This is a genomic window from Rugamonas rivuli (assembly GCF_009380165.1).
In the GTDB taxonomy this organism is placed as follows: Bacteria; Pseudomonadota; Gammaproteobacteria; order Burkholderiales; family Burkholderiaceae_D; genus Rugamonas; species Rugamonas rivuli.
Genome location: NZ_WHUF01000008.1, coordinates 86,639 through 106,511, shown reverse-complemented (window position 1 = coordinate 106,511; position 19,873 = coordinate 86,639). Strand labels below are relative to the sequence as shown.

24 protein-coding genes are annotated in these 19,873 nt (G+C 64.2%); 13 read left to right on the top strand and 11 right to left on the bottom strand.

Annotated elements, in window-relative coordinates; translation table 11 throughout:
* Positions 1-45: 45 nt before the first annotated feature.
* From GEV01_RS25845 to GEV01_RS25825, 5 genes are all read left to right on the top strand, one after another.
* Positions 46-1,113, top strand: a complete 1,068-nt coding sequence (locus GEV01_RS25845; protein ID WP_152808523.1) for an aminoglycoside phosphotransferase family protein — start codon at positions 46-48, stop codon at positions 1,111-1,113.
* 10 nt (positions 1,114-1,123) lie between these two features.
* Entirely contained in the window at positions 1,124-1,858 is a 735-nt protein-coding gene (murU, locus tag GEV01_RS25840) for an N-acetylmuramate alpha-1-phosphate uridylyltransferase MurU (protein WP_152808521.1), read from the top strand.
* A complete protein-coding gene (locus GEV01_RS25835; RefSeq protein WP_152808519.1) occupies positions 1,858-3,195 on the top strand; it encodes an aminopeptidase P N-terminal domain-containing protein in 1,338 nt (445 codons plus the stop codon). The genes murU and GEV01_RS25835 overlap by 1 nt, the downstream gene beginning before the upstream one ends.
* Positions 3,192-4,322 carry a UbiH/UbiF/VisC/COQ6 family ubiquinone biosynthesis hydroxylase gene (locus GEV01_RS25830; RefSeq protein WP_152808517.1) on the top strand — a complete coding sequence of 377 codons (1,131 nt, stop codon included), beginning with the start codon at positions 3,192-3,194 and terminating at the stop codon, positions 4,320-4,322. The genes GEV01_RS25835 and GEV01_RS25830 overlap by 4 nt, the downstream gene beginning before the upstream one ends.
* 179 nt (positions 4,323-4,501) lie before the next feature.
* The gene (locus GEV01_RS25825; protein WP_235914585.1) at positions 4,502-5,092 is read left to right on the top strand and encodes a hypothetical protein; all 591 of its coding nucleotides are present in this window, start codon (positions 4,502-4,504) and stop codon (positions 5,090-5,092) included.
* Here the strand turns inward: GEV01_RS25825 and GEV01_RS25820 are convergent.
* The 4 genes from GEV01_RS25820 to GEV01_RS25805 all read right to left on the bottom strand — a co-directional run bounded on the left by GEV01_RS25820 (position 5,089) and on the right by GEV01_RS25805 (position 8,874).
* Positions 5,089-5,853, bottom strand: a complete 765-nt coding sequence (locus GEV01_RS25820) for an SDR family oxidoreductase (RefSeq protein WP_152808515.1) — start codon at positions 5,851-5,853, stop codon at positions 5,089-5,091. The genes GEV01_RS25825 and GEV01_RS25820 overlap by 4 nt on opposite strands.
* Positions 5,854-5,957: 104 nt before the next feature.
* On the bottom strand, positions 5,958-7,436 hold the full coding sequence (locus GEV01_RS25815) for an NAD(P)(+) transhydrogenase (Re/Si-specific) subunit beta (RefSeq protein ID WP_152808513.1): 1,479 nt from the start codon (positions 7,434-7,436) through the stop codon (positions 5,958-5,960).
* Entirely contained in the window at positions 7,433-7,747 is a 315-nt protein-coding gene (locus tag GEV01_RS25810) for a proton-translocating transhydrogenase family protein (RefSeq protein WP_152808511.1), read from the bottom strand. The genes GEV01_RS25815 and GEV01_RS25810 overlap by 4 nt, the downstream gene beginning before the upstream one ends.
* Positions 7,748-7,761: 14 nt before the next feature.
* A complete protein-coding gene (locus GEV01_RS25805; RefSeq protein WP_070272322.1) occupies positions 7,762-8,874 on the bottom strand; it encodes a Re/Si-specific NAD(P)(+) transhydrogenase subunit alpha in 1,113 nt (370 codons plus the stop codon).
* 305 nt (positions 8,875-9,179) lie between these two features.
* On the opposite strand from GEV01_RS25805, the gene GEV01_RS25800 reads away from it, so the two are divergent.
* Both GEV01_RS25800 and mnmA read left to right on the top strand, forming a co-directional pair.
* On the top strand, positions 9,180-9,677 hold the full coding sequence (locus GEV01_RS25800; protein WP_008452862.1) for an NUDIX hydrolase: 498 nt from the start codon (positions 9,180-9,182) through the stop codon (positions 9,675-9,677).
* Positions 9,678-9,691: 14 nt separating this feature from the next.
* A complete protein-coding gene (gene mnmA, locus GEV01_RS25795) occupies positions 9,692-10,798 on the top strand; it encodes a tRNA 2-thiouridine(34) synthase MnmA (RefSeq protein ID WP_152808509.1) in 1,107 nt (368 codons plus the stop codon).
* 23 nt (positions 10,799-10,821) lie between these two features.
* On the opposite strand, the gene GEV01_RS25790 is transcribed toward mnmA, so the two are convergent.
* The gene (locus tag GEV01_RS25790; protein ID WP_152808507.1) at positions 10,822-11,265 is read right to left on the bottom strand and encodes a response regulator; all 444 of its coding nucleotides are present in this window, start codon (positions 11,263-11,265) and stop codon (positions 10,822-10,824) included.
* A 30-nt stretch (positions 11,266-11,295) separates the two neighbouring features.
* Positions 11,296-12,072 (bottom strand): 5'-3' exonuclease, encoded by a 777-nt coding sequence (locus GEV01_RS25785; protein ID WP_152808505.1) that lies wholly within the window; start codon positions 12,070-12,072, stop codon positions 11,296-11,298.
* A gap of 150 nt (positions 12,073-12,222) precedes the next feature.
* Between GEV01_RS25785 and GEV01_RS25780 the strand changes: the two genes are divergently transcribed.
* Both GEV01_RS25780 and GEV01_RS25775 read left to right on the top strand, forming a co-directional pair.
* Entirely contained in the window at positions 12,223-12,447 is a 225-nt protein-coding gene (locus tag GEV01_RS25780; protein WP_152808503.1) for a hypothetical protein, read from the top strand.
* Positions 12,444-12,839 carry a type II toxin-antitoxin system VapC family toxin gene (locus tag GEV01_RS25775; RefSeq protein ID WP_152808501.1) on the top strand — a complete coding sequence of 132 codons (396 nt, stop codon included), beginning with the start codon at positions 12,444-12,446 and terminating at the stop codon, positions 12,837-12,839. The genes GEV01_RS25780 and GEV01_RS25775 overlap by 4 nt, the downstream gene beginning before the upstream one ends.
* A gap of 4 nt (positions 12,840-12,843) precedes the next feature.
* On the opposite strand, the gene GEV01_RS25770 is transcribed toward GEV01_RS25775, so the two are convergent.
* Complete coding sequence (locus GEV01_RS25770; RefSeq protein WP_152808499.1) at positions 12,844-13,515, bottom strand: glutathione S-transferase; 672 nt, start codon at positions 13,513-13,515, stop codon at positions 12,844-12,846.
* A 116-nt stretch (positions 13,516-13,631) separates the two neighbouring features.
* Between GEV01_RS25770 and GEV01_RS25765 the strand changes: the two genes are divergently transcribed.
* Both GEV01_RS25765 and GEV01_RS25760 read left to right on the top strand, forming a co-directional pair.
* Complete coding sequence (locus GEV01_RS25765; protein WP_152808497.1) at positions 13,632-15,242, top strand: FMN-binding glutamate synthase family protein; 1,611 nt, start codon at positions 13,632-13,634, stop codon at positions 15,240-15,242.
* A gap of 6 nt (positions 15,243-15,248) precedes the next feature.
* Complete coding sequence (locus GEV01_RS25760) at positions 15,249-15,656, top strand: GNAT family N-acetyltransferase (RefSeq protein WP_152808495.1); 408 nt, start codon at positions 15,249-15,251, stop codon at positions 15,654-15,656.
* Here GEV01_RS25760 and GEV01_RS25755 read toward each other — a convergent pair whose 3' ends face one another.
* Genes GEV01_RS25755 through GEV01_RS25745 form a run of 3 tightly spaced genes read right to left on the bottom strand, consistent with a single transcriptional unit; the run spans position 15,657 to position 18,106 of the window.
* The gene (locus GEV01_RS25755; RefSeq protein ID WP_152808493.1) at positions 15,657-15,932 is read right to left on the bottom strand and encodes a DUF6587 family protein; all 276 of its coding nucleotides are present in this window, start codon (positions 15,930-15,932) and stop codon (positions 15,657-15,659) included.
* Between the two features lie 2 nt (positions 15,933-15,934).
* Entirely contained in the window at positions 15,935-17,836 is a 1,902-nt protein-coding gene (feoB, locus tag GEV01_RS25750) for a ferrous iron transporter B (RefSeq protein ID WP_152808492.1), read from the bottom strand.
* Between the two features lie 3 nt (positions 17,837-17,839).
* Positions 17,840-18,106 carry a FeoA family protein gene (locus GEV01_RS25745; protein ID WP_008452886.1) on the bottom strand — a complete coding sequence of 89 codons (267 nt, stop codon included), beginning with the start codon at positions 18,104-18,106 and terminating at the stop codon, positions 17,840-17,842.
* A gap of 248 nt (positions 18,107-18,354) precedes the next feature.
* Here GEV01_RS25745 and GEV01_RS25740 point away from each other — a divergent pair, with 248 nt between their 5' ends.
* Positions 18,355-18,576, top strand: a complete 222-nt coding sequence (locus GEV01_RS25740) for a (2Fe-2S)-binding protein (protein ID WP_008452887.1) — start codon at positions 18,355-18,357, stop codon at positions 18,574-18,576.
* A 10-nt stretch (positions 18,577-18,586) separates the two neighbouring features.
* On the top strand, positions 18,587-19,303 hold the full coding sequence (locus tag GEV01_RS25735) for an energy transducer TonB (protein ID WP_152808490.1): 717 nt from the start codon (positions 18,587-18,589) through the stop codon (positions 19,301-19,303).
* Here the strand turns inward: GEV01_RS25735 and GEV01_RS25730 are convergent, their stop codons facing one another.
* Complete coding sequence (locus GEV01_RS25730) at positions 19,304-19,840, bottom strand: pyridoxamine 5'-phosphate oxidase family protein (protein WP_152808488.1); 537 nt, start codon at positions 19,838-19,840, stop codon at positions 19,304-19,306.
* Between the last annotated feature and the right edge of the window lie 33 nt (positions 19,841-19,873).

The following is a 19,873-nucleotide window of genomic DNA, read 5'->3' as shown; positions in this document are numbered from 1 at the left end:
TTATATGGGAATCTTCACCCAACACCGGTTTCCCGGGCCCGCTTAATGTCTTTATTACAGAATTTAACTTCCGATACATCTTCCGCGGCGCAGCCCGACCTGCGCCTGGAGCAGCTGACCGCCTGGCTGGCCACGCTGAACGTGGTCGACGTCGCCAGCGCGCGCCCGGCCTCGGCCGACGCCAGCTTCCGCCGCTATTTCCGCGTCGATGTATTGCCCGATCAACAAGCCGCGCTGGGCGCGACGCTGGTCGTCATGGACGCGCCGCCCGAGCGCGAGAACGTGCTGGCCTATGTCAAGCTAGACGAAATGCTCACACATGCCGGCGTCAGCGTGCCGCGCATCGTCGCCACCGACTACGAACGCGGCTTCCTGCTGATGTCCGACCTGGGCGTGACCACCTACCTGCAAGTGCTGGACCACGACAACGCCTCGACCATGTACGCCGAAGCGCTGGAAGCGCTGGTCAAGTTCCAGCTGACCAGCCAGCCCGATGTGCTGCCCGAGTACGACCGCGCCTTCATGCTGCGCGAAATGAACTTGTTCCCCGAGTGGTATATCGGCCAGCACCTGAAAGCCACGCTGACCGACAAGCAGAGCGCCGAGCTGCAAGCCGTGTTCGAGGCCATCCTGGCCAACGTCACGGCCCAGCAGCAAGTGTATGTGCACCGCGATTTCCATTCGCGCAACCTGATGTGGATGGACGCCGGCAACCCCGGCGTGCTGGACTTCCAGGATGCGCTGTACGGCCCGATGACCTACGACCTGGCCTCGCTGCTGCGCGACGCCTACGTGCAGTGGGACGAGGAACTGGTGCTGGACTGGGCGATCCGCTACTGGCAGCACGCCAAGTCGGTCGGCCTGCCGGTCAACCAGGACATCGACGGCTTCTACCAGGACTTCGAATACGCCGGCCTGCAGCGCCACCTGAAGATCCTCGGCCTGTTCTGCCGCCTGAACTACCGCGACGGCAAGGCCCAGTACCTGAACGACCTGCCGACCGTGATGGACTACGTGCGCAAGACCGCCGGCCGCTACAAGGACTTGCGTCCGCTGGTGCGCCTGCTCGACCAGCTGGAAGACAAGCAGCCGCAAGTCGGCTACACCTTCTGAGGCGGCGCGCATGAAAGCCATGATCTTCGCCGCCGGACGCGGCGAACGGATGCGCCCGCTGACCGACACCATCCCCAAGCCGCTGCTCAAAGTACGCGGCCGGCCGCTGATCGTCTGGCACATCCTCAACCTGGTCCGTGCCGGCATCACCGAGATCGTCATCAACCACGCCCATCTGGGCGAGCAGATCGAGGCGGCGCTGGGCGACGGCAGCCAGTTCGGCGCCAGGCTGATGTACTCGCGCGAGGAAAAAGCGCTGGAGACGGCCGGCGGCATCGCCACCGCCCGCCACCTGCTGGGCGAGGAACCGTTCGTGGCCGTGTCGGGCGACATCTACATGCCCTACTTCGACTTCGAGCAGGTCAAGGACGTGTTGCACGACAAGGATATGTGGGGCAATCCCTACCCGGCCGACAAGCGCGACATCTGCTGGCTCTACCTGGTGCCGAACCCGGACTTCCATCCCGAGGGCGACTTCGGCCTGACGATGTACTCGCTGACCAACGAAGGCTCGCCCAAATGGACCTTCGGCAACGTCGGCGTCTACCGTCCTGAAATGTTCGACGGCATCGCGCCCGGCGAATACGCCAAGCTCGGCCCGCTGATCCGCGCCTACGCCGACAAGCAGCAAGTCGGCGGCGAGGTCTACCAGGGCGAGTGGCACAACCTGGGCACCGTGCAACAGCTCGACCTGCTCAACGCGCCGCCGGCCTCGCGCCTGGCGGCCGCCAAGGGCGTGCAGTGATGCCGGCCGGGCCACAGTCCTACGCCGCCCGCCGCGCGCGCCTGCTGGCGCAGATGCCGCCCGGCGCCGTGGCCGTGCTGCCGACCGCGCCCGAAGTCACGCGCAACAGCGACAGCGAATACCTGTACCGCCACGACAGCTACTTCTACTACCTGACCGGCTTCGCCGAACCGGAAAGCACGCTGGTGCTGGTGGCGGCGCGCGGCGATGCGCCGGCGCGCGCCATCCTGTTCTGCCGGCAGAAGAACGTCGAGCGCGAAATCTGGGAAGGCTTCCGCCACGGCCCGGATGGCGCGCGCGCCGCCTTCGGCTTCGACGCCGCCTACGCCATCGAGGATCTCGACACCGAGATCGTCAAGCTGCTGGCCGACGCGCCGGCCCTGTACTACGCCCTGGGCAGCGCGCTGGACACGCAGGTCAAGCTGTGGCTGGCCAGCGTGCGGCGCATGGCGCGCACCGGCGTCAGCGCGCCGGCCAGCGCGGTCGACCTGCTGCCGCTGCTCGACGAAATGCGTCTGTTCAAGGACGACGCCGAACAGGCCACCATGCTGCGCGCCGCCACCATTTCATCGCAAGCGCATGCGCGGGCCATGCGGGCATCGAAGCCCGGCATGTACGAATACGAAATCGAAGCGGAGCTGCTGTACGAGTTCCGCCGCAACGGCGCGCAGGCGCCGGCCTACAACTCCATCGTCGCTGCGGGCGCCAATACCTGCGTGCTGCACTACAGCGCCAACAACGCGCAAAGCCGCGACGGCGAACTGATACTGATCGACGCCGGCTGCGAACTCGATGGCTACGCCTCCGACATCACGCGCACCTATCCGGTCAACGGCCGCTTCAGCGCGCCGCAAAAGCGCCTGTATGAACTGGTGCTGGCCGCGCAATCGGCGGCATTGAAGGCGATCGCGCCCGGCCTGCCGTATTCCGGCGCGCACGAGGCGGCGGTGCAGGTGCTGGCGCAAGGCATGCTGGACCTGGGCCTGCTGAACCAGAACGCGCATGGCAGCCTCGCCGACATCATCGCCGACAAGCGCTACCTGCAGTTCTACATGCACGGCACCGGCCACTGGATCGGCATGGACGTGCACGACGTCGGCCAGTACCGCGACACGGCGGCCGAAGGCAAACCTTCGCGCACGCTGCAGCCGGGCATGGCGCTGACGGTGGAGCCGGGCATCTACGTGCGCCCGGCCGACGGCGTGCCCGAGGAATACTGGAACACCGGCATCCGCATCGAGGACGATGTGCTGGTGACGCCGGACGGCCACACCATACTGAGCGCCGCCGCGCCGAAGACGGTCGCCGACATAGAACAACTGATGCAACAGCAATGACAGATTCCACTTTTGATGTCGCCATCTGCGGCGCAGGCCCCGCCGGCATGGCGCTGGCCGCGCTGCTGGCCAAACGCGGCATGCCCGCACCACGCATCGCCCTGATCGACGCCAAGACCTTGGAGCAGGCCAGCAAGGATCCGCGCTCGATCGCGCTGTCCTGGGGCAGCCGCCAGATACTGGAAGAAATCGGCGCATGGCCGGTGGCCGCCACCGCGATCCACCAGATACACGTATCGCGGCGCGGGCAGTTCGGCCGCAGCCTGATCGACCGCGATGAACACAAGCTGCCGGCGCTGGGCTACGTGCTGCGCTACGGCGACCTGGTGACGGCGCTGGGCGCGGTGTGCGCGCGCTCCCGCATCACCACGCTGCGCCCCGCCCGCGTGGAAGCAATCGACGAAGGCGCGGATGCGGCCGCGCTGACCATCGCCGGCGCGGATTCCGCCACGGCTGCCATCGTCGTGCAGGCCGAAGGCGGTTTGTTCAGCGATCAGGAAAGCAAGGCCCAGCACCGCGACTACCAGCAAACCGCGATCATCGCGCAGGTACGCAGCAGCCGCCCGCTGGCGCATCGCGCCTACGAACGCTTTACCGAACAAGGCCCGCTGGCCCTGCTGCCGCAAGGCGAAGAATACTCGCTGGTCTGGTGCGTGCGGCCCGATACCGCAGCGCGCCTGCAAGCGCTGGACGACGATGCCTTCCTCGCCGAACTGGGCGCCGCGTTTGGAGAGCGCGTCGGCAGCTTCACGCACGCCTCGCCGCGACTGGCCTTCCCATTGGGATTGAACGCCGATCCGCGCAGCACCGCGCGCACGGTCGCCATCGGCAACGCGGCGCAAACGCTGCATCCGGTGGCGGGGCAAGGCCTGAACCTCGGCCTGCGTGACGTCGCCGTACTGGCACGCCTGCTGGCGCAAGGCGCGACGCCGGCCATGCTGGCGCAATTCACCGAACTGCGCCGCCAGGACCGCAACACTACCGTGCGCCTGACCGACACCATGGCCCGCATCTTCGCCAACGACTCGCCGGCGCAAGCACTGCTGGGCCTGTCGCTGGCCGCCATCGACATGGTCGCCCCGGCCCGCAGCGTGCTGGCCGAGCTGATGATGTACGGCCGCCGTTGACTTGAGAACATTGACTTGAGAATACACACAGGGGGTACCCCACCTGCCTCCTTGTGGTAAACCTTCGCTTTCGACCTCTCTTTTCCTCTCATTTTTTCGCGGATCTTCGCTTTTTGAACTTCTCCCGAATTTCGCGCTCTAACGAGAGTAAAAGCGAAGAAATGAGAGGAGAAAATCGAATGTTTACCACAATGTCCGTGCAGCTCCCACCCCATACCCTGCTCCGGCTGGTCGAGCAACTACGCCGCGCCGGCGGTGTACAAGACATCTCGGAAGCGATCGCCACGGCGATTGAATTCTGGCTCGACGCCAAGACCGCGCTGCCACCCGGCGCCGATCCGGCAAACATCCGCGGGTATCAATGGAAATCGCTGTTTCTGCCTGAAGGCACAATCCTGCGATCATGGAGCTATGGAGAGCACAACTACGCACGCGTAGAAGGCGACAAGATCATGCACGAAGGGCACTCCGTCACGCCCAATGAGTTTGCCCGCTCTTTCGCGCGCACAGCTCGCAACGCATGGTTTGACTTGTCCGTCCGCCGTCCTGGCGACAAGCATTTCAAGATGGCAGACCTGCTGCGCAAAGAACAGGCAAAGCAACGTGCCGAGACGCCGCCGGTGTCGCCCCTCCCTACGTTGCCGACACCGGCGGCCGAACCGGCGCCAGTGCCAGCGCCGGCCCGGGCGCGAAACATCGACCCGGCGCCGGGCTGGGAGCTTCCAGAGCGGCGCAAGTTCCGCTACCGCCTGGAAGACGTGGCTTACTAGGTACGCGTGATCGAAGCGCCGCCATCGACCAGTGATGCGGTGCCGGTGACGAAGGACGAATCGTCCGAAGCCAGGTACAGCACCGAGCGCGCCAATTCCTCCGGCTGCGCCACGCGTTTCAGCGCATGCAGATTGGTGACGAAGGAAGCCGATTCCGGCGTGTTGTTCATATCGCGATACATCGCCGTATCGACCGCGCCCGGCAGCACCGAATTCACGCGCACGCCTTGCGGACCGTACTCCGAAGCCAGCGCCTGGGTCAGGCCGATCAGGCCCGCCTTGCTGGCCGCATAAGCCGCCACACCCGGGAAGGCAAAGCTGTAGCCGACGAAGGTCGAAGTGAAGATCACCGAGCCGCCGCCATGCTTGATCATTTCAGGGATTTGATGCTTGGCGCCGAGGAAGGCGCTGGTCAGGTTGGCGGCGATGGTCTCGTTCCAGCCCTGCTCCGACACCCCGGTAGTGTCGCCCATTTCGCCCAGCGTGCCGGCATTGTTGTAGGCGATATCCAAACGGCCAAACGCCTCGACAGCAGCGGCGACCAGTTGCGCATTGAACGACTCGGAAGTGACATCGCCAGCCAGGGCGATAGCCTTGCCGCCATCGGCAGCGATTTCCGCCACCAGCGTATCGAGCTCTGCCTGGCGGCGCGCCGCAACGACAACGCGCGCGCCTTCAGCGGCAAACAGTTTAGCGGTAGCACGGCCGATGCCGGAACTTGCGCCAGTAACGATAGCGACTTTGTTTTGTAAGCGGTTCATGGTGAGACTCCTTGAGGTGGGTTGATGTAGCCATCGTAGGCTTCATCAACCCCACCATCAATCGGCCAAAAGACCATGAACAATTCACAAATTGTGAATCAACTTTACTCTACAGCCTTGACCATATCCTCAATGACCTTCTTCGCATCGCCGAACACCATCATCGTGTTGGCCTGGTAGAACAGCTCATTGTCCAGGCCAGCATAGCCGGAAGCCATCGAACGCTTGTTGACGATGATGCTCTTGGCCTTGTACGCCTCCAGGATAGGCATGCCGGCGATCGGCGATTTCGGATCCTTGGCGGCCGGATTGACCACGTCGTTGGCGCCCAGGATCAGCACCACGTCGGTCTGGCCGAATTCGCCGTTGATATCCTCCATCTCGAACACCTGGTCGTACGGCACCTCGGCCTCCGCCAGCAGCACGTTCATGTGGCCCGGCATGCGGCCAGCCACCGGGTGGATCGCATACTTCACGGTCACGCCCTTGTGCGTCAGCTTCTCGACCAGCTCCTTCAGCGAGTGCTGCGCGCGCGCCACGGCCAGGCCGTAGCCCGGCACGATGATCACGCTCTCCGCATTGGCCATGATGAACGAAGCATCGTCGGCCGAACCGGATTTGACCGGACGCTGTTCCTTCGATCCGCCGGCACCCGCCTCCGCCGGTGCGCCGCCGAAGCCGCCCAGGATCACGTTGAAGAACGAGCGGTTCATCGCCTTGCACATGATGTAGGACAGGATCGCACCGGACGAACCGACCAGCGAACCGGCGATGATCAGCATCGAGTTATTCAGCGAGAAGCCGATGCCCGCCGCCGCCCAACCCGAATACGAGTTCAGCATCGATACCACCACCGGCATATCCGCGCCGCCGATAGGGATGATGATCAGCACGCCCAGCACGAAGGCAATCGCGGTCATGATGAGGAACGGCGTCCACGCCGGCTCGGTGCCGCCGGCGAAGCAGAACACCAGGCCCAGGCCCACCATGACGATGGCCAGGATCAGGTTCAGCATGTGCTGGCCGGCGAAGCTCACCGGTGCGCCCTGGAACAGGCGGAACTTGTACTTGCCCGACAGCTTGCCGAACGCGATCACCGAACCGGAGAACGTGATCGCGCCGACGAAGGTACCGATGAACAGCTCGATGCGATTACCGAACGGCAGCGCCTCGCCCGCAGCCGCGATGCCGAACGCATGCGGCTCCGACACCGCCGCCACCGCGATACACACGGCGGCCAGGCCGATCAGCGAGTGCATCGCCGCGACCAGCTCAGGCATCTTGGTCATCTCGACCTTCTTGGCCAGCACCGCGCCGATGCCGCCGCCGACGATCACGCCCAGCGCCACCAGGCCCAGGCCCATGCCGCCGGAAGTCCCCGCCACTGCCGCAGCCGTGGCTTCCGCCTTCAGCTTCAGGATCAGCGCGATGGTGGTCACGGCGGCAATCGCCATACCCGACATGCCGAACGCATTGCCCGTGCGTGCCGTGGACGGCGACGACAGGCCTTTCAACGCCTGGATAAAGCACACCGATGCGATCAGGTACATCATCGTCACCAGGTTCATGGAGATGAAATTCATGCGTGATCTCCCTTTTTCGCTTTAGGCTCTTTTTTCTTGAACATTTCCAGCATGCGCTGCGTCACCAGGAATCCGCCGAACACATTGACGGCGGCCAGCGCCACCGCGACGGTGCCGGCGATCTGGCCGATCAAACCCTCGGTCAGCGAGGCCGCCAGCATGGCGCCGACGATGATGATGGCCGAGACGGCGTTGGTGACGGCCATCAGCGGCGTATGCAGCGCAGGCGTCACGGTCCAGACCACGTGGTAGCCGACGTAGATGGCGAGCACAAAAATGATCAGATTGATGATGGTGTGGCTGACTTCCATTATTCGTTCCCCTGTTATTTTCTAAGCAGCTCGCCGCCGCTGCACAGCAGCGTGGCCTTGATGATTTCATCTTCGCGGTCGATCGCCAGCTGGTCTTCCTTGTCGATGATCAGCTTGAGGAAGTCCAGCACGTTGCGCGCATACAGCGCCGACGCATCGGCCGCCACCAGCGTCGCCAGATCGGGCTCGCCGACGATGTGCACGCCATGCCGCACCACGGTCTTGTTGAGCTCCGACAGCGGGCAGTTGCCGCCCTGCGACACGGCCAGGTCGACGATCACCGAACCCGGTTTCATCGCCTTCACCGTCTCTTCGGAAATCAGCACCGGCGCCGGACGGCCCGGGATCAGCGCGGTGGTGATGATGATGTCGGCCAGCTTGGCGCGTTCGTGCACCAGCTCCGCCTGGCGGCGCATCCAGTCCGCCGGCATCGGCCGCGCATAGCCGCCCACGCCCTTGGCGATTTCCTTCTCCTCGTCGGTCAGGAAAGGCACGTCGATGAACTTGGCGCCCAGCGACTCCACCTGCTCCTTGACGGGAGGGCGCACGTCGGACGCCTCGATCACCGCGCCCAGCCGCTTGGCGGTCGCAATCGCCTGCAGACCCGCCACGCCCACGCCCATGATCAGCACCCGCGCCGCCTTGACGGTGCCGGCCGCCGTCATCAGCATCGGCATGAAGCGCTGATAGGTATTGGCCGCCACCATCACCGCCTTGTAGCCGGCGATGTTGGCCTGCGACGACAGCACGTCCATCGACTGCGCGCGCGTGATGCGCGGCACCGCCTCCAGCGCGAAGGCTTGCAGCCCCGCCGCCGCCATCGCCGCGTTGTTGTCGGCATCGAAGGGGTTGAGCATGCCGATCACCACCGTGCCGGCCGGGATAAGCGCCCGCTCTTCCGCATTCGGCGCCCGCACCTTCAGCACCACCTGCGCCGCAAAGGCTTCCGCCGCGCCGACGATCTGCGCGCCGGCCGCGGCGTAAGCCTCGTCCGTCACCGATGCCGCCACTCCCGCGCCGGCCTGCACGATCACTTGATGCTTGGCTGCGAGCTTCTTGACTGTCTCGGGCGTTGCCGCTACCCGGGTTTCCCCCGGCCGCGTTTCGGCCGGTATGCCTATCCTCATGGTGCCTCCAAATGATTAATAAACTGACTAGAATCTAACACGGAATGCATGGGCAGCAACGCCCGTCGATCGCTTCATGATACTTAATATCTATTTATCAATAAATAGCGCTTTCATCACATCATTTATTACTATTTGTAATGAATTGCCGTTAAAACAGCTAATTTCGCACACGGCAGCCACTGCAACATGGATTAAGGAGACAAACCTTGCGATATTTCAATACGAACCCATATTTCCGTGCAGGCGGGTTCAAACCAAACGCCCGGAACAGGCTAAAATGTCGGCTCTTTCAAGGATGACTCATGCCGCGTATCTGGAAACCCTCTGTTACTGTTGCCGCCATTGTCGAAAAAGATGGCAAATTTTTGCTGATCGAAGAAGAAACCAGCGATGGCATCCGCATCAACCAGCCTGCCGGTCATCTCGACCCGCACGAATCGCTGGAGCAGGCCGTCATCCGCGAAACGCTGGAGGAAACCGCGTACGACTTCACGCCGACCGCGCTGGTGGGCATGTATATGTCGCGCTACACCTCCAACCGCACCGGCGAGGAAGTGACGTATCTGCGCTTCACCTTCTGCGGCGTGCCGGGCGCCCAGCATGACCGTCCGCTGGACGAAGGCATCCTGCGCACCATGTGGTTGACGCGCGACGAACTGGCCGCCTGCGCCGACCGTCACCGCAGCCCGACGGTGCTGCAATGCGTGGACGAATACCTGGCCGGGCGCCGCGCCCCGCTGGAACTGATACAAACCCACACCTCGGTGTACAAGGAAGCGGTGAGCACCGCGAATGGATAAGGCAGGAAAGTAAGATGAGCAAGAAAAAAGTCGTGATCGGTATGTCAGGCGGGGTCGATTCCTCGGTCGCGGCGTGGATGCTCAAGGAACAGGGCTACGACGTGGTCGGCCTGTTCATGAAGAACTGGGAAGACGACGACGATTCCGAATACTGCTCGACGCGCCAGGACTGGATCGACGCCGCCAGCGTGGCCGACGTCATCGGCGTCGACATCGAAGCCGTCAACTTCGCCAGCGAATACAAGGACCGCGTGTTCGCCGACTTCCTGCGCGAATACCAGGCCGGCCGCACGCCCAACCCGGACGTGCTGTGCAACGCCGAGATCAAGTTCAAGGCCTTCCTCGACCACGCCATGCACCTGGGCGCGGACCTGATCGCCACCGGCCACTACGCGCGCGTGCGCCAGAACGGCGACCGCCACGAGCTGCTCAAGGCCGTCGACCACACCAAGGACCAGAGCTACTTCCTGCACCGCCTGAACCAGGCGCAGTTGTCCAAGACCCTGTTCCCGCTGGGCGAGATCCCGAAAACCGAAGTGCGCAAGATCGCCGAGAAACTGGCGCTGCCCAACGCCGCCAAGAAGGATTCGACCGGCATCTGCTTCATCGGCGAGCGGCCGTTCCGCGAATTCCTCAACCGCTACCTGTCGTACAAGCCGGGCCCGATGAAGACGCCGGACGGCAAGGTGGTCGGCGAGCACGTCGGCCTGAGCTTCTACACGCTGGGCCAGCGCAAGGGCATAGGCGTGGGCGGCATGAAGGCGTACAAGAACCCGGACGGCAGCAGCGACGCCTGGTATGTGGCGCGCAAGGACGTGGCCGAGAACACGCTGTACATCGTGCAGGGCCACGACCATCCATGGCTGCTGTCGTCGACGCTGCGCGCCGACCAGGCCAGCTGGATCGCCGGCGAGGCGCCGTCGCCGCGCGCGATGTCGGCCAAGACCCGCTACCGCCAGGCCGACGTGGCGTGCGAGATCGCCCCGGAAGGCGATTCCGATTTCGCGTTGAAGTTCATGGATGCCCAGTGGGCGGTCACGCCGGGCCAGTCGGCCGTGCTGTACGACGGCGACGTCTGCCTGGGCGGCGGCATCATCGGCAGCTCGACCTTCGCCGTCTGATGTTCCCGGCCAGGCCGGCCTGACTACTCGGCGGCGGGTTCGCCGCCGTCGCCTTCCGGCGCATCCGCGCCGGCATCCTTGGCCAGCGCCGCGCGCTGGCGCTTGACCATGGCGATCACCGTATTGCGTATCGTATTGAGCACGGTGTCGGCCTTGAACGGCTTGACGATGAAGCCGTTCACGCCCATCGCATGCGCGGCCTGGATGGTGGCCGCATCGAATTCGCTGGAGACCATGAAGATCAGCGCCTTCGGCCAGTTGGTCTTAATCTCCCGCACCACATCCTCGCCGTTCTCGATCTGCTCGCGGGCGATGCAAACGATATGGGGATTGTGCTTGAGCAGCAGCGCCAGGCCGCTGGCGCAGGTGTGGGTCTGGCCCACCACGTCATAGCCGCCATCGAGCAGGACCGTGTTGAGCAGGCCGCGCGCGATCGCGCTGCCGTCGATAATGACCGCTTTTAACATCTTGCAAACCTTGTCTTAGTGGGCGTGCGCTTAGTTCTTATCCCAAGCCAGCATATTCCAGCTTACGCCGACCCGCACGTCCGTTTTTAATTGCACCAATTGTTTCGAAAGATACAGCATTTCGCGTTCTTTTCGTAGAGTTTCGCCCAGCGTATCCTTCAGAATGCCGGCCCCGGCCATGATCGCATCCAGAGTGCCGTAAGTACGCAACAGTTTGGCCGCCTTCTTGACGCCGACCTTGGACACGCCCGGGATGGAATCGGTGGCGTCGCCCATCAGCGCCAGCAGGTCCGGCAGCTGCTCCGGCGGCACGCCCCATTTCTGCTCGACCCAGGCGTGGTCGTGCCATTCGCCCTTGAAGTGGTCCCACACGCGGGCACCCTGCGCGATCAGGCCGTGCAAGTCCTTGTCGGTGGTGGCGATGGTGGCCTCGCCGCGGCCGTCGGCCAGCCAGCGCAGCACCACGGTGCCGATCACATCGTCCGCCTCCACCTGCGGCAGCGACACCACATGCAGGCCGACGCCGCGCAGCTTGTCGTAGAAGGCCGGCAGCGCATCGCGCAGCGGCGACGGCATCGGCGCGCGGGCCTCGCGGTAGCCGGCGTACAAATCGTGGCGCCAGGTGGGGCCGCCGAAGTCGAAGGCCGGCAGCACGTGGGTCGGCTCGTGTTCGTTGAGCAGTTTGCGGAACGAAGACAGCGCGTGGCGCAGCGCGATCTCGGCCTTTTCAGGACTATCGGGTTCGGGGCTGGCTTCGTAGACGCGGCGCACGATATTGAGGCCGTCGATGGCAAGGAGTCTACCCATGTTCAACATCTTCCGGGCTTGTTCAATCCATCATTTTACCCGAGCGGGCTGCCCTGTCAGCATGACACGACTCAAGGCCGTCGCGAACGCCGCTTGTAGCTGCCGGTGAGCGGCGTAAGCTTAGAACACGAATAGACCAAGGAGATAGCAATGTGGCCGACCATTCCTCTGGAAAAATTCCTGGAAAATCCGCTTGCCGCCATCCGTGAAATCACCTCGTCGGACAAGATATTCCTTATCACCGAAAACGGCAAACCGATCCTGGACCTGCGTCCATACCGATCCGTGCCGATTGAAAAGCTGCGCGGCAGCGTCATCTGCTCTGGCGACATCGTCTCGCCGTTAGACCCAGACGGCTACGCTCCGCTTCCATGATATTGCTGGATACACACGCATTCATTTGGTGGCACGAAGGCAACCCCAGGCTGTCAGCACGCGCCAAGCTCGTCATCGAGCACGAACAACAAGCCGGCCAGGTCATGGTCTCCTCGCTAACCTGCTGGGAAATCGCGCTGCTCGTCGAGCGGCGCAAGCTGTTCCTGTCGGAAGAAGTCCAGATATGGATCGGAACGATAGAAACCCAGCGCCACGTTCGCTTTATCCCCGTCGATAACCAGATCGCCATCACCTCGGTTCAACTGCCCGCCGGCCTGAGCAAAGACCCTGCAGACCGCATCATCGTCGCCACTGCAATGCTGCTCAACATTCCTGTAGTGACGGTCGACCGAACTATCCGCGCCTATCCGCACGTGCAAACCATCTGGTAGCGGCTTACTTCAGCAGCTCGTACGGGCCGCCGCGCTCCAGCGCGCGCTGGAAGGCCGGGCGGCTGTGGATGCGTTTGAGGAAGGCGCTCAGGTTCGGACGGCGCTCGTCCAGCCCGCCGCGCGCGGCGGCCGCCTCCAGCGGGAAGCTCATCTGGATATCGGCCGCGCTGAACTCGGCGCCGGCGAACCATGGCATCTTGTTCAGCTCCGCCTCCAGGTAATCGAGGTGCGCCTCGATCTGCGGCAGGATGTAGCTGCTCTTGACCTTCTGCGCGATGCCGCGCGCGATCGGCTTGACGAAGAACGGCGCCGGGCTGGTCTCGACCCGGTCGAAAATCAGCTTCATCAACAACGGCGCCATCGCCGAACCTTCCGCATAGTGCAGGAAGTAAGTCCAGCGCCGGCGCTCCGCCGTGCCTGTCGGCGGCACCAGCCTGCCCTGGCCGTAAGTCTCGACCAGATACTCGACGATCGCCCCCGACTCCGCCACCACGATGTCGCCATCGGAAATCACCGGCGACTTGCCCAGCGGGTGGATCGCCCGCAGCTCCGGCGGCGCCAGCATGGTCTTCTTGTCGCGCTGGTAGCGCACGATCTCGTATTCCAGGCCCAACTCCTCCAGCAGCCAGAGCACGCGCTGCGAGCGCGAATTATTCAGATGGTGGACTACGATCATGGTGAGCTTCCCGGAAAAGAACGGCCGTGCGCCGCAACGCCGCTAGCTTAGCATTGTTGGCAATCTTGCGTGTCGGCAGTACACTGCCCCATCAGCAGCCGCCAACCGGAGCCTTCATGAACCTGTTTTCCCCGCGCTACCTCGTCCTCAATGCCGCCATCGTCGCGCTGGCCGCGTCGCTGGCCCTGGGGGCGCCGTGGTGGATACCGCTGATCGCCGCCGCCCTGACCGTGGTCGGCATCACCGACCTGCTGCAGACCAAGCGCGCGCTGCGCCGCAACTATCCCATCCTGGCGCACTTCCGCTTCTTCTTCGAATCGATACGCCCCGAGATCCGCCAGTACTTCCTGGAAGACGACACGGTAGCCGAACCGTTCTCGCGCAACCAGCGCAGCATCGTCTACCAGCGCGCCAAGATGGACACCGACAAGCGCCCCTTCGGCACCCAGCTCGACGTCTACGCCCCCGGCTACGAATGGATCAACCACTCGATCAGCCCCGCGCCCGAGCAGCACCACGACTTCCGCATCGAGATCGGCAACCATCCGGATTGCCGGCGCGCCCAGCCCTACTCGGCCAGCGTGTTCAACATCTCGGCGATGAGCTTTGGCGCGCTGTCGTCGCACGCCATCCTGGCGCTGAACGGCGGCGCCAAGGCCGGCGGCTTCATGCACGACACCGGCGAAGGCAGCATCAGCCCCTACCACCGCCAGAACGGCGGCGACCTGGTGTGGGAGATCGGCTCCGGCTACTTCGGCTGCCGCAACGCCGACGGCACGTTCTCGGAAGCGAACTTCGTCGCCAACGCCACCACGCCGCAAGTGAAGATGATCGAGCTGAAGATGTCGCAGGGCGCCAAGCCCGGCCACGGCGGCGTGCTGCCCGGCGCCAAGGTGACGATAGAAATCGCCACCACGCGCGGCGTGCCGCAGGGCCAGGACTGCATCTCGCCATCGAAGCACTCGGCCTTCAGCACGCCGCTGGAAATGCTGGCCTTCATCGACCGCCTGCGCACGCTGTCCGGCGGCAAGCCGACCGGCTTCAAGCTGGCCATCGGCCACCCGTGGGAATTTTTCGGCATCGTCAAAGCCATGCTGGCCACCGGCATCACGCCCGACTTCATCGTGGTCGACGGCGGCGAGGGCGGCACGGGCGCCGCGCCGGTCGAGTTCACCGACCACGTCGGCACGCCGCTGCAGGAAGCGCTGCTGCTGGTGCATAACACGCTGGTGGGCGCCAACCTGCGCGACAAGATCAAGATCGGCGCCTCCGGCAAGATCATCACCGCCTTCGACATCGCCCGCACGCTGGCGCTGGGCGCGGACTGGTGCAACTCGGCGCGCGGCTTCATGTTCGCGCTGGGCTGCATCCAGTCGCAGAGCTGCCACACCGACCGCTGCCCGACCGGCGTCGCCACCCAGGACGCCACCCGCCAGCGCGCGCTGGTGGTGCCGGACAAGACCCGGCGCGTCGCCAACTTCCACGAGAACACCTTGAAGGCGCTGGCCCAGCTGATCGCCGCCGCCGGCTTGACGCACCCGTCGCAATTGAAGGCGCACCACCTGGTGCGGCGCATCTCGCCCAACCAGGTCAAGCTGGCGTCGGCGCTGCTGCCCTATCTGGAGCCGGGCGAGCTGCTCGACCCCAGCCAGCTGTCACGCCTGCCGCCGGTGTTCGGCCTGTACTGGCCGATGGCGCAGGCCGAATCGTTCAACCCACTTTGCTGAGAGACCATGGCCAACTACACCGTCGTCCATGCCACACCCTCGATCGCCACCTACCAGGCGCTGCGCGTCGGCTCCGGCCTCAGCCCCAAATCCACCGAAGCGGCCGCGCGCGGCCTGCCCGCCAGCCTATTTGCCGTGCAGGTGCTGTGCGACGGCGAGCCGGTCGGCATGGGCCGCGTGATCGGCGATGGCGGCTGTTTTTATCAGGTGGTGGATATCGGCGTGCTGAAGGCACACCAGGGGCAGGGACTGGGCAAGGCGATCATGAAGGAGATCAAGGCCTACCTCGACCGCGAGGTGCCGCCCGGCGGCTACGTCAGCCTGATCGCCGACGGCAGGGCCAACGAACTGTATGCGCAATACGGCTTTGCGCCGACCGCGCCAGCCTCGATAGGCATGGGCTACGTGGCCTGATCAGCGCTGCACGCGCAGCATGATGACGCGCTTGAGCGGCGCTGAGCTGGATGCGTCGGACGATGCAGCCGGCGTGGTCTCGCAGGAGCCGCAGCTGGCGCAGCCGTCGCCGCAGCTCGATTTCGTGTTAAACAGTTTAGCCAGTTTATTCTGGTCGAAGCCGCGCCGCGACAGCAGGTAGACGATCTGCTTGCGCAAGGCCGCCGGCAGATACTTGGTGCAGAAATGCACCAGGGCCGCCACCACGATCAACGCCACGATCACTTGCTGCCACATGCTCAGCCTCCGATAAGGAACAGGGAAATGCGATACGTCAGGAACGACGCCGTGTACGCCAGCGCGAACATATAACCAGCCATCATCAGCGGATAGCGGATGCTGTTAGTCTCGCGCCGCACCACGCTCAGCGTCGACATGCACTGCGGCGCAAACACATACCACGCCAGCAGCGACAAGGCCGTCGGCAAAGTCCACGAGCCGGCGATGATAGGCGTCAGCGACTGCGCCAGTTCCTCGCCGCTCTGCGACAGCGCATACACCGTACCCAGCGCACCCACCGCCACCTCGCGCGCGGCCAGGCCCGGCACCAGCGCGATGCAGATCTGCCAGTTGAAGCCAATCGGCGCGAACACATACTCCAGGCCGCGCCCCAGGATACCGGCCAGGCTGTAATAAATCGGCGGATGCGTCGCCCCCTCAGGCGCGCCCGGGAAGGAACTCAGGAACCACAGCAGCACCATCAAGGTCAGGATGATGGTACCCACGCGCGACAGGAAGATCTTGCAGCGTTCCCACAAGCCCAGCGCCAGGTTCTGCATGTGCGGCCAGTGATAGGCCGGCAGCTCCAGCATCAGCGGCTGCTTGCTGTTCGCCCCCATGGTGCGCTTCATGACGTAAGCCACCGCCATCGCCGACGCAATGCCCGCGAAATACAGCACGAACAGCACCAGGCCCTGCAAGCTCATGAAACCATACACTTCGCGCTCCGGAATGAAGGCCGCGATGATCAGCGCATACACCGGCAAGCGCGCCGAGCACGTCATCAGCGGCGCGATCATGATCGTCACCAGACGGTCGCGCGGATTCTGGATGGTGCGCGCCGCCATCACGCCGGGAATCGCGCAGGCAAAGCTCGACAGCAGCGGAATGAAGGCGCGGCCCGACAAGCCCACCCCGCCCATCAGGCGGTCCAGCAGGAAGGCCGCGCGCGGCAGATAGCCGCAATCCTCCAGGATCAGGATGAAGAAGAACAAAATCAGAATCTGCGGCAGGAACACCAGCACGCTGCCGGCCCCGCCCAGGATGCCTTCGACCAGCAGGCTGCGCAGCAAGCCATCGGCCATCGCCCCCTTGACCATGGTGCCGACGCCGTCGACGCCGGCCTTGATCATATCCATCGGCACATTGGCCCAGCTGAACACCGCCTGGAACACCAGGAACATCAGCACCGCCAGGATCACCGGTCCCAGCACCGGATGCAGCACCACGTTGTCGATCTTCTCGGTCAGGTTGCCGGTATCGCGCGCATCGCTGCTGACCAGCGCCAGGATGCGGCGCACCTCGCGCTGCGTCTCCTCGACGCCGACCGCATCGATCGCCGCCAGCGGCTGCGGCGCGCTCTCGTGCAGCGGCCACATCGCGTCCAGCGCGCGCAGCAGCGACTTCTCGCCGCCGGCCTGCACCGCCACGGTTTCCACCACCGGCATGCCCAGCTCCTGCGCCAGGCGGTCGGCGTCGATCTCGATGCCGCGCTTCTTGGCCACGTCGACCATGTTCAGCGCCAGTATCATCGGCAGGCCGAGACGCTTGATCTCCAGCACCAGCCGCAGGTTCAAGCGCAGATTGGTGGCGTTGACCACGCACACCACCACGTCCGGCGACTGCTCGCCCGCGCGCAGGCCGGCCACCACGTCGCGCGTGATGGCCTCGTCCGGCGTATGGGCCGACAAACTATAAGCACCCGGCAAGTCCAGCACGCGGAAGCCATGGCCCGCAGGCGAGCTGAACGAGCCCTCCTTGCGTTCGATGGTCACGCCGGCGTAGTTCGCCACCTTTTGGCGCGCGCCGGTCAGGCGGTTGAACAGCGCGGTCTTGCCGCAATTCGGATTGCCCAGCAACGCCACCATCGGCGTCCGGGAAAGCAGCGGCGCCTGCGGCACCGCGATATCGACTGCACCCATGGCTTATTCCGGTTGGATCGAGATCAACGCCGCCTCGAAGCGGCGCAGGGCGAACGTGGAGTTGCCGACTTTGATCGCCAGCGGCTCGCCACCCGGCATGCCGCGTTTGAGCATGCGGATTTTTTCGCCGGGCACAAAGCCCAGCTCCATCAGGCGGCGCACCAGCGTGGCGCCGTCGTCGGCCGAGTCGCCGGGGCGCACATGGGCCACGGTGGCGCTCTGGCCGACCTGCAAGGTATCGAGAGTGATCAAGGGAACAGCGTGCGTCATGGCTAAGTCCGTTCAAATCGCCGCCCGGCCTGCGCCGCTGCGGCTTGCCGGCGAACTGCAAGATCGCGTTCTCGCCGGAAATAAGATACTAGCATTATAAACGGTAATGCGAATTACTTCTATTTGCGCTTGCATCCCGCTCAAACTTGAGGCAGTATACGATTAATGATAATGATTCGCATTAAGTAGCTAACTAGCAATCATGTCAGTTCATTCTTTTAAGTAATGCCTAGCCAGAAGGTGTATCGATGATTGTATGTGTCTGCAACAACATATCTGATCGTGAAATCCGTCAAGCCATGGAATTGGGATTGACGTCGATGGAAGAACTGCGCCGCGATCTGGGTGTGGCGACGTGCTGCGGCCAATGCTTTTCCTGCGCAGAAGAAATCCTGAACGAGCACTTGGCCGCCACCGCCCGCGCCGAGATCCAGGAAACCGTACTGAAGCGCCCCGCCTTCAGCAACTAAGAATACTCTCATGAACACCATGACCTATGGCCGGACGGCGACGCCGCCGGCAGACGACAGCGGCCTGGCCGCGCAGCTGAAATTGCAATGGCAAGTGCGCGGCCGCAAGTTCGCGCCGCTGGCCGCCATCGTCATGGTCCATGCGTTCGGGTTTTATATGTTCCAGTCGGGGATGCTGCGTCAGGTGACGCACGCCATCCTGCCGCAAGTGGTCAACGTCACCTTCGTCGCCTCGCCGGAGCCGCTCAAGCCGGCCCCGCCGCCGCCGAAGACCGTGCCGGTCGTGCGCCAGGCGCCGGCCTTCATTCCGCCGATTCCAATGGTGAACGTGGTCCAGACCGAGCCGACCATCACCGTCGCCCCGCCGCAGCCGCGCACCAGCGAGCCGGCCGCAGTCGCTGCCCCGGCCGCGCCACCGGCGCCGCCGCATGTGGCCGCGCCAGCCCAGCCGAAAACCGTGTCGGGCGTCGAATACGTGCGCGCGCCGCAGCCGGTCTATCCCAACATCTCGCGCCGCATGGGCGAGAGCGGCACCGTGATCCTGCGCGTGCTGATCGGAGAAAAAGGCCAGGCCGAGCAAGTGGTGATCCACAAATCGTCCGGCTCCAGCAACCTCGACGAGGCCGGCCGCCAGGCCGTGATGCGCGCCCTGTACAAGCCGAACATGGAAGACGGCAAGCCGGTCCCCGTGTACGCGCTGGTGCCGATCAACTTCCAGCTGGGCTGATCACACGTCCAGCCGCCCCTCGATCGAATCGTCGAGGGTCTTGCCGATCACGGCGCCGATCAGCATCTTGACGCTGGCCACCGCCCTGCCGTGCTTGGTATCCCAATAGTAGCCGTAAGTCGGCGCGAACTTGATCAGCGTGATGCGCGGATCGTCTTCGCCGCCGGTGAACCACGTCTTCATCGTAAAGCTCCACAACTCCTTCAGCTTCACCGGATCGCGCAGCACCGTGGCGATGCCCTCCAGGTGCATGAACTCCGCGTGGGCCGAACCCTGGAAGTACAGCGTGGCCGACGGCTCCGCCGCCAGCTCCAGGTTCTTCAGGCTGTCGCTTGCGCTGATGAACCACAGGTTGCCCTGCGCATCGACCTGTAACGCCGTCATCGGCCGCGCATCGCCGGGGCCGCCCGCGGCATCGCTGGTGCAAAAGAAGCAGCCGGGCGTGCTGTCGACGAATTCGCGGATCTTCTTGACGGCGTCTTCGCCGATCAAGTCCTGGTGGTTGTTCTCTGGCTGATTGGCATTGATCGTATCCATGGCGGCGTGCTCCGGTAGAGGTAGTGGATCGAT

Coding starts and splice junctions, on each gene's coding strand:
- GEV01_RS25845 (WP_152808523.1), top strand. CDS start 46: ATGTCTTTATTACAGAATTTAACTTCCGATACATCTTCCGCGGCGCAG.
- murU (WP_152808521.1), top strand. CDS start 1,124: ATGAAAGCCATGATCTTCGCCGCCGGACGCGGCGAACGGATGCGCCCG.
- GEV01_RS25835 (WP_152808519.1), top strand. CDS start 1,858: ATGCCGGCCGGGCCACAGTCCTACGCCGCCCGCCGCGCGCGCCTGCTG.
- GEV01_RS25830 (WP_152808517.1), top strand. CDS start 3,192: ATGACAGATTCCACTTTTGATGTCGCCATCTGCGGCGCAGGCCCCGCC.
- GEV01_RS25825 (WP_235914585.1), top strand. CDS start 4,502: ATGTTTACCACAATGTCCGTGCAGCTCCCACCCCATACCCTGCTCCGG.
- GEV01_RS25820 (WP_152808515.1), bottom strand. CDS start 5,853: ATGAACCGCTTACAAAACAAAGTCGCTATCGTTACTGGCGCAAGTTCC.
- GEV01_RS25815 (WP_152808513.1), bottom strand. CDS start 7,436: ATGAATTTCATCTCCATGAACCTGGTGACGATGATGTACCTGATCGCA.
- GEV01_RS25810 (WP_152808511.1), bottom strand. CDS start 7,747: ATGGAAGTCAGCCACACCATCATCAATCTGATCATTTTTGTGCTCGCC.
- GEV01_RS25805 (WP_070272322.1), bottom strand. CDS start 8,874: ATGAGGATAGGCATACCGGCCGAAACGCGGCCGGGGGAAACCCGGGTA.
- GEV01_RS25800 (WP_008452862.1), top strand. CDS start 9,180: ATGCCGCGTATCTGGAAACCCTCTGTTACTGTTGCCGCCATTGTCGAA.
- mnmA (WP_152808509.1), top strand. CDS start 9,692: ATGAGCAAGAAAAAAGTCGTGATCGGTATGTCAGGCGGGGTCGATTCC.
- GEV01_RS25790 (WP_152808507.1), bottom strand. CDS start 11,265: ATGTTAAAAGCGGTCATTATCGACGGCAGCGCGATCGCGCGCGGCCTG.
- GEV01_RS25785 (WP_152808505.1), bottom strand. CDS start 12,072: ATGGGTAGACTCCTTGCCATCGACGGCCTCAATATCGTGCGCCGCGTC.
- GEV01_RS25780 (WP_152808503.1), top strand. CDS start 12,223: ATGTGGCCGACCATTCCTCTGGAAAAATTCCTGGAAAATCCGCTTGCC.
- GEV01_RS25775 (WP_152808501.1), top strand. CDS start 12,444: ATGATATTGCTGGATACACACGCATTCATTTGGTGGCACGAAGGCAAC.
- GEV01_RS25770 (WP_152808499.1), bottom strand. CDS start 13,515: ATGATCGTAGTCCACCATCTGAATAATTCGCGCTCGCAGCGCGTGCTC.
- GEV01_RS25765 (WP_152808497.1), top strand. CDS start 13,632: ATGAACCTGTTTTCCCCGCGCTACCTCGTCCTCAATGCCGCCATCGTC.
- GEV01_RS25760 (WP_152808495.1), top strand. CDS start 15,249: ATGGCCAACTACACCGTCGTCCATGCCACACCCTCGATCGCCACCTAC.
- GEV01_RS25755 (WP_152808493.1), bottom strand. CDS start 15,932: ATGTGGCAGCAAGTGATCGTGGCGTTGATCGTGGTGGCGGCCCTGGTG.
- feoB (WP_152808492.1), bottom strand. CDS start 17,836: ATGGGTGCAGTCGATATCGCGGTGCCGCAGGCGCCGCTGCTTTCCCGG.
- GEV01_RS25745 (WP_008452886.1), bottom strand. CDS start 18,106: ATGACGCACGCTGTTCCCTTGATCACTCTCGATACCTTGCAGGTCGGC.
- GEV01_RS25740 (WP_008452887.1), top strand. CDS start 18,355: ATGATTGTATGTGTCTGCAACAACATATCTGATCGTGAAATCCGTCAA.
- GEV01_RS25735 (WP_152808490.1), top strand. CDS start 18,587: ATGAACACCATGACCTATGGCCGGACGGCGACGCCGCCGGCAGACGAC.
- GEV01_RS25730 (WP_152808488.1), bottom strand. CDS start 19,840: ATGGATACGATCAATGCCAATCAGCCAGAGAACAACCACCAGGACTTG.